Origin of the sequence: Citrobacter sp. Colony219, assembly GCF_019382635.1 — a bacterium.
In the GTDB taxonomy this organism is placed as follows: Bacteria; Pseudomonadota; Gammaproteobacteria; order Enterobacterales; family Enterobacteriaceae; genus Citrobacter; species Citrobacter youngae.
In genome coordinates, this window is the sequence record NZ_CP080033.1 from 209607 (window position 1) to 222214 (window position 12608).

The following is a 12608-nucleotide window of genomic DNA, read 5'->3' on the forward strand; positions in this document are numbered from 1 at the left end:
CAAAGCCTCCCTCGCCAGTTCTTTCAACCAACTGGCGAGACTTACCCCTTCTTCTGCCACCACAGCATCCAACTGCTCTTTCAATGCCGGATCAATACGCATTTTAAACTGCGGGGACTGCCCACCGCCTTTTGGTTTTTTTTCGCGCGATATGATTGACATAGGGCCACCTATCCAACTATTCTTATCATATAGGAGGCCACCTAAAGACCTTCTACACTAGCAACGCCCCGATGTGCGGGAACACAACCGGAGCGTCTAACCTCAACAACTATCAAGGAGTTGATTATGGCTGATTCGCATTCTACCCCAGACACCGACCAATCTGGAACCGAGCGTTCGGTAATTGTGGGATATCGCCCGAATGTTTTCGACAAATCCACACCCAAAATTATCCTTTCCGGCAAGTGGCTACGCGCAGCGGGGTTTGATACCGGGCAACAGATTACCGTAAAAGTGATGAATGGCTGTATCGTCCTGATGGTCTATGGCGAGCAGGAGCAACGGTTGCAGGATGAGCTGAAAGAGGCAAATCAGAAGTTAAAAAGAATTGAGAGCACGCTGGCAACTCTCCAGTGAAGTACGGCTGAGCCTGTAAGCGTTAATTACAGGTTTTCCAGATGCCGGATGGCGCTAACGCTTATCCGRCCTACCGCTTCCCCAAAAAATAAAGCCGCTGACCTATTAATCAGCGGCTTTTCTGTTACTGCATTACATCAGAAATTGTATTTCACGCCGAGCATACCGCGGGTATCGCTGTAGCCTTTGTCGCCGATCTGTTGGGCAACGTTGCTCCACACGTTGAGGCGCGGAGTGATTTGCCCTTCTACGCCGACTTTCAGCTCGCCGATATTTTTGGTGCCGCGCATGTCGTTGCTCACATCATCCATCTTCACGCGGGTCGTCTGCGTATTGTGGATCCAGTTGGCTTCGACAAACGGCTGGAACTCACGAGATTTACCGTCGTCGATGGCGTTGTGACCGTTGATAAAGGCTTTCACCCCCAGGCGAGTCATCAGGTTACCATCGGTGTTGTCTTTCACGCGGGTACCGTTCGCTTCGCGGTGGCTGTCGGCCTGCACGTCCATCCATACCACCTGCGCTTTCGGTTGCAGCCAGTAGCTGTTGCGCTCGTTTTCACCCAGTTTGAAGCTGTAACCCGCTTCGACCGAAGCGGTTATCCCGCTGGATTTATATTTCTCTGTCGCCTGCTCCTGGCCCATCACTTTGTTATCAAACCAGTTATACAGCATCCAGGTGTCTACGTAAGTGCCGGTCTTGTCGGCGTCATTGGCATACCATGTGCCATACAGCCCCACGCTGTAACCGGTAACCTGACCACGTGAATGGTAGCCGGTCAGGCTGGACTGCGTGCGGTTCTGGCTGTTGGCATAACCTGCCATTGCGCCGAGATGCCAACGGTCGAGGCCGTCGCTACTCCACTGCGCCAGATCGCCGCCTAGCTGCATCACATAGCTGTTGCTTTGGGTTTTCAACTGCCCGCTACCGTCTTTGAAGCGGGTATGCGCCCCGACGTTACGCATCCACATACTGGTGACTTTTTTCTCACCCGTCAGCATGTCGATGTACTGCGTTTCGCCCAGACGATCGTGCAGTCGGGTCATAAACAGCGTGTTAGCGGCGTAGTTGTTCGCCAGATAACTACCTGCTTCCGGGCGGTATTGCTGCTCGGTGACCGGAGGTGCGACAGGTATTTCCGGCTCAGGGATTATCGGATCTACCGGGTCTGGATCGACCGGGTCTGGGTCAACAGGATCGACCGGGTCTGGGTCAACAGGATCAGGGTCGATGGGATCGACCGGGTCCGGGTCTTCCGGATCCGGCGGAGCAGGAATAAAGCTGGTCAGATACCAGTTGCTGCCCTTTTGCACCACGTTATAGTCGTACGCACCGGCAACAATACGGCCCGCTTTCTCAAAAGTGCCGTCAGAATTACCGGCCACTTCGATAATCTCAATACCTTCAACAGTTTGTGCCCCGGTTCCGCCAATATTATTCACCGCCACAAACGCGTTACCGGCGGTATTGCCGAGCACTTTCAGCTTGTCGGTTTCGGAGGCATCGTCATTCAGGACGGTATTGAAAACCAGTTTGCCGCCGTTGCCGGTGAAATCTTCATTAATGGTAAGCGTCTGCCACGGTTCGCCGTCAGCATGGCCAAAGTTCACGACGGACCCGCCGTTCAGCGTCAGATCAGTGAGCGTTGAGCTGTTGGTCATATTCCAGGTCGCATCGCTCATTTGCAGCGAGATAACGCCCGTTCCGGCCGTGACGCTGGTGATGTATGACGCCCCACTCCACAACGAGTTGTCGGTCATGTTGAGTTTAATCGCACTGTTTTGCTGCGGCAGGCTGCTGTTCGCGGCAGTCGCGCCGGCGGCGTGAAGATCGCCGTCGATGAGAAAACGCCCGCCAGCGGAGCCATCGACGATACCGCCCGTTTCTGTGCTGATGGCGTAGCTTTCATTGCTGTGATTGCCTGCCATGGTAATGGCAGCGCCGCCCGCCAGGTTTATCGCACCGCGTGAAGCCGCATACAGGCCGCGTGGCGCTTTGCTGTATGACGCCGCTTTGGCCGAATTGTTTACGTTGATCGTCGCGTTTTCGCCGAGATTCACCGTCGCATTGGTGGAATAAACCGCATGTGCGCTGACGCCGTTGACCGTAATCGTCGCATTGTTGCCCAGTTCCGTTTTGGAAGATGAGGCGGCATAGATCCCTGTTGAGGAAGCACCCGACGTCTCGATAGTGGCACCATCACCAAGGCGGATCGTGGAGCCGCTCTGCCCGGTGCGAAGACCTTCTGAACTGTCACCTATCGTCACAATGTGTGCCCGGTCGCCGACGACAATCGTATTTTTGGCCTGCGTTTCGTCTCTCATCGCGTTTGCAGTGATACCGCGCCCCTGATAACCGGTGGTTTGAATATATAGATCGTCGCCAACGTAAATGTTGGCCGAACCTTTCCAACCCTGCCCCTGATTATAGGCGCTGTAACCGGCGTTTATACCGTCGCCATCCTGACCGTCCACATAAATGCTGGTGCGATCTCCGGTGATGATAAAGACCGGGTTATCCGGTGAATTGACCCCGTGTGTGCGGATACCATCAACATCCTTACCATTATTAGCGGCATTCTTCGACTGTGTGCGGATCGTCAGGTCGTCACCGAAAATAACGCCCGGGCTACCCGTCGCGCTGTTCTGAATAACGGTAATGGTGTGTTCGAAGGCTTCTGCTCCTGGCCCATTCAGCGTTAATCCATGGCCAAAAACAGGAATGGTGCCGGCACTCCACTGATAAACATAATTTGGCGTAGCGCTGGTTTTAGCGAAACTGGCATTCGCCTGTGCAGGAAATAAAGCCTGCAACTCTGGCGAAAGACTGTTCACCAGTCCACTGGAAGGCAAACTGTCAATATCAATCCAGGCCGCGTGGGTTGAAAATACCATTGACGTTAGCGCGGTTGATACCGCTATAGCAATGCGTGAGTAATGCTTAGGTTTTTTCATAATAGCCTCCTGCTTTCGGGCGTAGGGCGTCCACCACATCGCGATGATGTGGAAATAATAAAAATGATAATCAGCTATAAAATGTTAGAGAGTATTTTATGAATACTTAGGCCTAACTTATCTTCAAGTCGAAGTTTGTAGACATATATTCTCTTAACATCAATATTATCTATTCGGGTAATTTGCTGAATACTTATCCCTGAAATAAATCGCTTGAGTAATATCATTTCCGTATAATTCAATGAACGCCCACGTTTGCTGTTGGCGAGATGCCCCCGGAATAAGCGACGTATTTTCTGATGCTGAACTTCATCACTATCACTGGAATAAATAATCCCTTGAATTTTATTGCTTTTCGATAACCAGTAATTGGCTAACGGCGTCAGGATCCGATCCGCTATCAATACAATATGCATACCACTCTGCGTCAGGCGATCCACCCATTGCGGATCGGTGAACAGACGCAAATTCGGGAATGAAAAATCGATAAAAATAAATCCATGGGATAAATGATTGTGATTATTAAGTAAAAGCTTTTCAATAATGCCTTTTTTCAAATAATCATTACCCTCTGGCCAGACAGCAAAAGCGGCACGGTGGCAGTATTGTGCGCGTACGGCAGCATCCGGAAATAATTCACAGGATAATTCACAGCTTATGCAACGAACACTCTGTAGCGGCTTTCTCTTCATCTACTATGCCCCTGTTATTTTCCATAAATATTTCATCGGTAAATAAATGTGTCAATCCGACAGGTGGTGAAATCCGTTTTCGCTAATAACAGTCGAGTGGTAAAAATGTTATAAAATCCTATAGAAAAATAATCTCCAACTGTAAATGTCGTTATGTTGATAAGTATTACGGAGCTTTATCTCAGATTAAAAGCCCATATATTAGGAGTTTTATACACAAATCCAGACATCACGGTAAACGTAAATACAGCACTATTTGCTAAAACAAAACCTTGCGAAATGATTTTAGTAAATCACAAAATTCCTAAAAACCAGAAACCTTTGTGATGTTGTGGGATAAATATAATAGCTAATCAGATAAACCTGTAATTAATTCTCATTATTTAACCTTAGTTAATTATCACCTAAGATATAGGCACTATAACTCATTGTATTAAAAGGATTTAATTGTTAAGAGTAAAACTCTTATCTTTGATCAAGTACAAAGGTAGAGGCGTCTTATCCATTTCGATGTAATATTAAATGGGTATGTTGATGCAACATATGAGACGTTTCGTTACTGAGGGCCAGGCATTGTACCTTATCAACCAGTTGGTCGAATTTAATCCTGATAACAAAAGCCTGGTCAATCGACAGACAGGGCGAGCAATTCAACTGCAGATCCCAGCCTCGCTCTGTTTTCTCTATTTAATTACTCACGCAAGTGACATTGTTTCTCAGAACACGCTGCTCAAAGTCGGTTGGGGAGAAAGAAACAATGTGACCACGACCAATACTTTTTACCAGGCAATTTTGACGTTGCGCAATGCACTGGCGGATGTCGGGTTGCCCCGTGATACAGTCAAAACTATTTCCCGGCGAGGACTCAGATTAAATGAGAGTACGCATGTGGAGACGATCACACATTCCCAAACTGAGCCCCCTTTAGCACCATTTATTAAGGAAAACAACGATCCCGAGGTAATGCCCTCTCCACCACAAGTAGCAACGTCGATTCCCTGGTGGAACATTTTCTTAACCACCGGAGTGATTATCACTACTCTGATTATCTGGCTGGTTTGGTATCAGACTCGCCCTGTCATGCCGTTTAGTAAATTCGTGTCGGTTTCTATGCAAATTCCCTCACAGGAAAACTGTAAAATTTATTACTCACCGAATGAACACAATCTGGAAAGCTATTTCAGCCTGATGCAATCGCATCCCGATCTTTGTGAATATAACAAACATGTGTTTCTTTCAGGTTACCGTAAGGCACAGAGGATGGTGGCCTTTGTATGCGATAAGGATGCGCGGATAGATGTTCACGCGTTTTGTTCTACTCATTACTACTGGATGCGCGGGAAATGAACAAAATACACAATCTTATCCTGCTGGCGATTGGCGTGGTATTGATGCTGGGTTCGGGCGCCTGGCTATGGTATTCACGCTACGCCGACAGACCGTTGAACTGCGTCGGTAACGTGGAGTGGAATATTGGCAGCAACCGCTTTACCGGCACGGTGTCATATCGGCTGTACGACCATCAGGGGCTGGCAACCTTAACCGGCAAACTGTACGGACGTCACGTCACAGGTATCAGTAGAAACATCTATTTTACCTATACCCAGCACCACGACGCGCGCGTGCTGCAGTCGACGCAACTGGTAAAAACCTTCTCAGACTCCGCCGATAAAGACGATATCAATGGGACGTTGCCCAGTTTTTATCGCGAAACCGGGCAGCGCCTGAGTCTGGTCATGGAGGAGTATAAAGGGGCGTGGATAGTGGCGAGTTCCACTGTTCCTTCGCTGTACTGCCGTAAAAGGTAACGTCATATCCGGATACAAAAAGAGTGCCCCCACGCAGGAATTCATATTTGTCATCATCGACTTACGCGACATGGGTCACTGAATCCATTCATATCCCATTGCTATTCTTTTCCCCGAATCAGGAAACATCCTGAATACCACAATATCCATTGCGTAACAATTAAGCGAAATGGGCGTTTTATTTTGCCCAGAAGACTTCAACCTATGGATGGATATTTGGAGAAGACGTGGGCAGGGGCGTTTATCTCTCTCGCGAGCAATGTCTGAAGGTTCAGGCGTTATCGCATTTCAGGAAACGGTGTGTTTCCGGTGTATTTTTGGCGTACATATGAGGGATACGTAATGTTTACTTTTAAAAAGTGCCTGATTGCACTTTCTATAAATTTGGCCGTTGTTTCATCAGGTTTTGCTTGTACGACCCTGCTGGTCGGTAACGAAGCATCAGCGGACGGCTCCATGCTGGTAGCGCGTAGCGCTGACAGCGATGCCCTGAAAGCGCAGCATTTTGTCATTCACCCGGCAAAACAGAATCAGACCGGGGTATACAGCACCAAAGCACATAACGGCGCGAATGACTTTACCTGGCCGCTCCCCAAAAACTCGCTGCGTTATACCACGGTTCCTAACTGGAAAACCCAGTTGCACGGCGCAACCGGGTTTAACGAGCTGGGAGTCGGCGTGAGCGGGACAGAATCTATTTTTGCCTCACCAAAAGCGCTGGCCGCCGACCCGTACGTTGAAGATAAAGGGATCACCGAAGACGATATCCCGGATATTCTGCTGTCTCAAAGCAAGACCGCGCGTGAAGCCGTGGCGCTGCTGGGCCATATCGTTGAGACCGTCGGGGCAGGTGAAGGCTTTGGCGTTGCCGTCGTCGACGATAACGAGATCTGGTACCTGGAAACCGGCAGCGGTCATCAGTGGATGGCGCAGCGCCTGCCGAATAACCAGTATTTTGCCACCGGCAATCAGGGCCGTTTACAGGATTACGATCCGAAAAACCCTGACATGATGGCGTCAAAAAACCTGATTCAATTTGCGACCGAAAAAGGTCTGTACGAACCCGCGAAAGACGGTAAATTCAACTTCTCCAAAGCCTATACCCGTGATGACGAACGCGACCGCACGTATAACGACCCTCGCGTATGGACCATCCAGAAAGAGTTCAATCCTTCCGTCAACCAGGATATGGCCAAAGGACGTGAATTCCCGGTCTTCATGACGCCAGAGAAGAAAATGACGCTGGACGATGTGAAGGCCGTACTGCGTAACCATTACGAAGGCACCAGCCATGACCCCTACACCAACGGTCTGAACGGTAAAGAGCCATGGCGTCCGGTCAGCGTCTTCCGCACCTATGAAGCGCATGTTATGCAGGTCCGTCCGTGGTTACCAAAAGAGATTGGCGAAACGACCTACATTGGTCTGGGTATGGCCGACCTTACCGCCTTTGTTCCGTACTACAGCGGCCTGAAAGCGTATCCGGCTAATTACACGATGGGTAGCGATAAAGCGGACGATCAATCCATTTACTGGAAATACCGTAAATTACAAACGCTGACGATGACCGATTATCCGAAGCTCGCGCCAATCGTCAAAAAAGCCTACAAAGCATGGGAAGACAAAGTGGCCAAGGAGCAAAAAGAGGTTGAAGCAGAGTATCTGAAGATGGCGAAAACCGATAAACCTGCCGCCGATAAGATGCTTAATGACTTTAATCTGCGCATCATGGCCGACGCCGAGAAGCTGACGGAAGATCTGACTAATCAGCTGTTTACCATCCGCACTAAAGACATTCAGTCTGATATTTTCTTTGCCAACGCTGCGAAAAAAGACTGAGTAACGACGTGATAAAATTCTGGCGTAAAGCGCATATTAGTTTTGCGCCAGCATTTCACACCGCGCCTTCACTGCGTCGTGCAGCAGACGGACCGCCGTTGAAAGCTGCTTCCGATGCGGGCAAATCATATTCAGCGGGACTTTCTCCCCCTGATAATCCGGCATCAGCAGTTGTAATCGACCGTCACGCACATCCTCACTGACATCCAGCCACGACTTGTACGCCACGCCCTCGCCGGCAATCGCCAGCCGTCGGATCACTTCCGCATCGTCGCTCATAATGGTGCCGTTAACCTGCACGCTGCTGACCTCGCCGTTGCGCGTAAACGTCCAGCGATCGTGCAGACGGCCGCGTAATACGAAGGTCATGGCGTTGAGCTGTGTTAAATCATCCGGAGTTTGCGGCGCGCCGTTTTGTGCAACCCATTCCGGTGATGCCACCAGCACACGTCGATTACTCGGTGCAACGGGCAGCGCAATGTAAGACGCGTCTTCGGTATTGCCATAGCGAAACGCAACATCGACGGGGTCTTTAAAGACATCCGTCACCTGATCAGAGAAAAAAATCCGCAGGCGCAGCGCGGGATAGCGGCGTCGAAACGACTGAAAGACCGGCAGCAGCAGGTTGCGACCAAGATCGGAAGGCACAGCGATTTGCAGCGTGCCAGACACTTCATCTTCCGGGGTCTGTATTTTTTGCAGCCCGGCATGCATCACGCCCAGCATCTGGCGGGCATAGGGTAGCCAGACCTCGCCCTCCGGCGTCAGGCGCAGGCTGCGCGTGGAGCGGGCGAACAAGCGGATAGCCAACGTCGACTCCAGACGCTTGATGGCGGAGCTGACCTGAGCAGGCTGCACGCCGACTTCGCGCGCGGCATCGCTAAAACTGTTCAGCGCCGCGGCGCGGACAAACAACGTGAGATCTTCAAGCCGGAACATTTTCACTCCCCGAGTATAAGTCCTGTCGCCGTAGGGCTATTTTTCCCGTTCTGCTGCCGGTTTACCATCGAATTATTCAACAGAGATAAGGTTTCTGAACCGGAGAGATTATGAAAGCCATCGCTATTACCCGCGCCGCGACCGACGGCAATAACATTGAATATTTACAAGAGATTGACCTGCCTGTGCCGGTTGCCGCCGGGCACGATCTGCTGGTTGAAGTGAAGGCCATTTCCGTCAACCCCGTTGATACCAAGGTTCGCGAAGGTTTTAACGCTGATGTGCCGCGCGTGCTGGGCTGGGATGCCGTGGGCGTGGTGAAATCCGTGGGCGAAGCCGTCACCCTGTACTCACCGGGCGATGAAGTCTGGTACGCCGGTGCGCTGGGTCGCGCTGGCAGTAACAGTGAATTTCAGCTGGTTGATGAACGTATTACCGCGCTGAAGCCACAATCACTCGATAACGCCTCTGCGGCGGCGCTGCCGCTGACCGCGATCACCGCGTGGGAAATGCTGTTTGACCGTCTGGGCGTTGAGGAAAACGGCAATGAAGATGATGTGTTATTGATTGTTGGCGCGGCTGGCGGCGTCGGTTCTATTCTGACGCAACTGGCCAGTAAGCTGACCAAAATGACCGTCATCGGTACGGCATCACGTCCGCAGAGCCGGTTCGTGAAGCGGGCGCTCATCATGTGATTGACCACAACAAGCCGTTGACGGAAGAGCTGGCACGGATAGGCATTAAAGAGGTGACGCACGTTGCCAGCCTGAACAATACCGAGCAGCACTATTCGCAAATCATTGCCGCCCTGGCGCCGCAGGGAAAACTGGCGCTGATTGACGATCCGCACACTCTCGATGCGCGTCCGCTGAAGGCCAAAAGCATTTCGCTGCACTGGGAGTTTATGTTTACCCGTTCGATGTTTACAACCCACGACATCATTGCGCAGCATCAGTTACTGACCCGCGTGGCACAGCTGATCGACGACAACACCCTCCGCACCACGCTGGGCGAGCATTTTGGTGCTATCACTGCGGCGAATCTGCAAAAAGCCCACGCGCAAATTGAAACCGGTCGTTCGGTCGGCAAGATTGTGCTGGAGGGGTTTTAACATGTCTGATTCAGAAGTGATTTCAATTATTGCGGTATTGAAAGCCCAACCCGGGAAGATCGACGCACTGAAACAGGCGCTGCAGGCTCTGCTGTTACCCACTCGCCGGGAGCCGGGCAATATTGAGTATGAGCTGTACCAGTTACGCGACACGCCGGATGTATTCTACGTACGCGAATCCTGGCACGGTCAGGCCAGTCTGGATGAACATATCACTCTGCCACATTTCCAGGCGTTTATTCTGCAAATGAACGATCTACTCGCCGAACCGCTACGGCTGGATTATCTGACGCCGATTGCGCCATAAAATGACTGCCGAAGCCCCCTGCCGCGCGGGGGGCTGCACCAGTCATGTCTCACTCGCTTCGCTATCTCTGCTATGATGCCTGCACACAAATAAAACAAAACAACATGCAGAGGAAAAGATGAGTTCCACCAGAAGAGGGATGATGAACGTCCTGATCGCCGCCGTATTGTGGGGAAGTTCGGGCGTGTGTGCGCAGTACATCATGGAGCAAAGTCAGATGTCGTCGCAGTTTCTGACCATGACGCGCCTGATTTTCGCCGGGCTGATTCTGCTGATGCTCTCTTTCGTTCACGGCGACAAAATATTCTCTATTATCAAAAACCGCAAAGACGCCATCAGCCTACTCATTTTTTCCGTGGTCGGGGCGCTCACCGTACAGCTCACCTTCCTGCTGACCATCGAAAAATCCAACGCCGCCACCGCGACGGTACTGCAATTTTTGTCACCGACCATTATCGTGGCGTGGTTTTCCGTGGTTCGCAAAGCACGACCGGGAATATTAGTGCTGACCGCGATTTTCACCTCGCTCATTGGCACCTTCTTACTGGTCACCCACGGTAATCCGACGTCGCTGTCTATTTCACCTGCCGCGCTGTTCTGGGGAATTGCTTCGGCGTTTGCCGCCGCGTTTTATACCACCTACCCCTCAACGCTTATCGCGCGTTACGGCACGCTGCCGATTGTCGGCTGGAGCATGTTGATAGGCGGCCTGATCCTGCTCCCGTTCTATGCCGGAGAGGGAACAAACTTCGTGGTTAATGGCAGTTTGATTCTGGCGTTTTTCTATCTGGTGGTCATCGGTACGTCGCTCACGTTTAGCCTGTACCTGAAAGGCGCGCAGATGATTGGTGGGCCGAAGGCGAGCATTTTAAGCTGCGCAGAACCGTTGAGCAGCGCGTTGCTGTCCCTGCTGTTATTAGGCATTACATTTACCCTGCCTGACTGGCTGGGCACGCTTTTGATCCTCTCATCGGTAGTGCTGATCTCAATGGACTCACGTCGCCGCGCCAGAGCGGTTTAACCCCAACCGGCGCGGCAACGGGTCACGATTACCAGCCCGGAACCGCGCCGCCGTTAAAGATAGTTTCTGCCGCCTTTGCCACTTCCGGTGACTGATAAGATTGCAGGAATTCTTTCACATTCCCGGCATCTTTGTTGTCTTCTCGCGCCACCAGGATGTTCACGTAGGGTGAGTTTTTGTCTTCAATAAATACGCTGTCATGTACCGGAGAAAGCCCGGTTTGCTGGATGTAGGTGGTACTGATAATCGCCACATCCACTTTCTGATCGTCCAGCACGCGCGGCAGCTGCGCGCCTTCCAGTTCCATAATATTCAGGTGTCGCGGATTATCAGTAATATCCAGCGCCGTGGGCAGCAGGCCTGTATTTGCTTTCAGCGTGATTAACTTTTCTTTTTGCAGCAGCAGTAGCGCCCGCCCGAGGTTGGTTGGATCGTTAGGTATCGCAATCGTCGCACCGTCTTTAAGCTCCGCAACGGTTTTGATTTTCTTCGAATAACCGGCCATCGGGAACACAAAGGTATTACCCACGGCTACCAGCTTATAGCCGTGCGCTTTATTATCTTGTTCAAGAAATGGGCGATGCTGGAAGACGTTGGCATCCAGTTCACCGTGATTGGTGGCATCGTTAGGCAACAGGGAACCGCTAAACCCTACCAGTTCGACATCCAGCCCATATTTTTCTTTAGCCACTTTCTTCGCGACTTCCGCCACATCCTGCTCTGCGCCGTTAATCACGCCGACTTTGATATGCTTTGCATCGCTGCTCTGCTGATCGCATCCTGCCAGCAATAATCCCGCCAGTAATACCGCCGCCCCGGCCCCGAAATGAGGTATCTTCAGTTTCACGTTTTATCCTTTTGTAATAACCGCCTGATGAGTAATGAAATGACTATAGCGGCAAGGCCGCTGCGGTTTAAAAAACGAAAAAGCATCAGCAAGAAGAAAAAAGCATAACGGGAAAAAGATACATTAGTCGGAAGATGCCGTTAGTTCATCACTTGAAAGCCCGGTGATAATTAGCACCAGTTCACGATCGATCCCCTTCTCCAGCATGGCATGGGCTATCCGCAACGCTTCGTCTTGTTTGCCTTCAAGTTTGCCCTCTAGCAAACCCGTTCTTCGCCCTGATTCACGTAAACATTCTGCAATCGTCATTAATCTCTCCTTGTGTTGGGGAACGCGTAAAGCCACCTCGCGAATAAACGCCTCGAAACGTGGTGCGCTGCCAGACTGCATCAGATAATTAAATAGCGTTTCTACCTGGCTGTCATTAGCGTATCCCTTAACCAGCAGAGCAACCAGGTTATCCACCAGCACCATCAGGTCACGTTCACGTATATGCTTCTGGACAAGCTCC

At 51.0% G+C, this 12608-nt stretch carries 11 protein-coding genes and 1 pseudogene; 7 read left to right on the forward strand and 5 right to left on the reverse strand.

The features are described from left to right. The first annotated feature begins 288 nt into the window (after window positions 1-288). Complete coding sequence (locus JTI85_RS00855; protein WP_213749727.1) at window positions 289-579, forward strand: SymE family type I addiction module toxin; 291 nt, start codon at window positions 289-291, stop codon at window positions 577-579. A 137-nt stretch (window positions 580-716) separates the two neighbouring features. Here JTI85_RS00855 and misL read toward each other — a convergent pair whose 3' ends face one another. Further along, window positions 717-3533, reverse strand: coding sequence for an intestinal colonization autotransporter adhesin MisL (gene misL / locus JTI85_RS00860; protein WP_219352003.1), 2817 nt, complete (start codon window positions 3531-3533; stop codon window positions 717-719). A 74-nt stretch (window positions 3534-3607) separates the two neighbouring features. Beyond that, entirely contained in the window at window positions 3608-4225 is a 618-nt protein-coding gene (locus tag JTI85_RS00865) for a transcriptional regulator (protein WP_048213740.1), read from the reverse strand. A 573-nt stretch (window positions 4226-4798) separates the two neighbouring features. On the opposite strand from JTI85_RS00865, the gene JTI85_RS00870 reads away from it, so the two are divergent. From JTI85_RS00870 to JTI85_RS00880, 3 genes are all read left to right on the forward strand, one after another. Next, a complete protein-coding gene (locus JTI85_RS00870; protein WP_061068783.1) occupies window positions 4799-5572 on the forward strand; it encodes a winged helix-turn-helix domain-containing protein in 774 nt (257 codons plus the stop codon). Continuing rightward, window positions 5569-6033: a hypothetical protein gene (locus JTI85_RS00875; protein WP_061066869.1), complete on the forward strand. Its 465-nt coding sequence runs from the start codon at window positions 5569-5571 to the stop codon at window positions 6031-6033. Before JTI85_RS00870 ends, JTI85_RS00875 begins: the two co-directional genes overlap by 4 nt. A gap of 342 nt (window positions 6034-6375) precedes the next feature. After that, a complete protein-coding gene (locus JTI85_RS00880) occupies window positions 6376-7872 on the forward strand; it encodes a C69 family dipeptidase (RefSeq protein WP_101742103.1) in 1497 nt (498 codons plus the stop codon). Between the two features lie 36 nt (window positions 7873-7908). On the opposite strand, the gene JTI85_RS00885 is transcribed toward JTI85_RS00880, so the two are convergent. Further along, window positions 7909-8811: a LysR family transcriptional regulator gene (locus JTI85_RS00885; protein ID WP_219352004.1), complete on the reverse strand. Its 903-nt coding sequence runs from the start codon at window positions 8809-8811 to the stop codon at window positions 7909-7911. Between the two features lie 110 nt (window positions 8812-8921). On the opposite strand from JTI85_RS00885, the pseudogene JTI85_RS00890 reads away from it, so the two are divergent. From JTI85_RS00890 to JTI85_RS00900, 3 genes and pseudogenes are all read left to right on the forward strand, one after another. Beyond that, window positions 8922-9922: pseudogene (locus JTI85_RS00890) on the forward strand (zinc-binding alcohol dehydrogenase family protein). Between the two features lies 1 nt (window position 9923). Beyond that, window positions 9924-10229 carry a putative quinol monooxygenase gene (locus JTI85_RS00895; protein WP_061066872.1) on the forward strand — a complete coding sequence of 102 codons (306 nt, stop codon included), beginning with the start codon at window positions 9924-9926 and terminating at the stop codon, window positions 10227-10229. 118 nt (window positions 10230-10347) lie between these two features. Further along, complete coding sequence (locus tag JTI85_RS00900; RefSeq protein WP_061066873.1) at window positions 10348-11250, forward strand: carboxylate/amino acid/amine transporter; 903 nt, start codon at window positions 10348-10350, stop codon at window positions 11248-11250. Window positions 11251-11278: 28 nt separating this feature from the next. On the opposite strand, the gene nlpA is transcribed toward JTI85_RS00900, so the two are convergent. Together nlpA and JTI85_RS00910 are read right to left on the reverse strand one after the other, a co-directional pair. Next, window positions 11279-12097: a lipoprotein NlpA gene (gene nlpA, locus JTI85_RS00905; protein WP_061066874.1), complete on the reverse strand. Its 819-nt coding sequence runs from the start codon at window positions 12095-12097 to the stop codon at window positions 11279-11281. Window positions 12098-12220: 123 nt separating this feature from the next. Continuing rightward, a partial coding sequence (locus tag JTI85_RS00910) for an Rpn family recombination-promoting nuclease/putative transposase (RefSeq protein WP_219352005.1) occupies window positions 12221-12608 on the reverse strand: 388 nt, incomplete at its 5' end.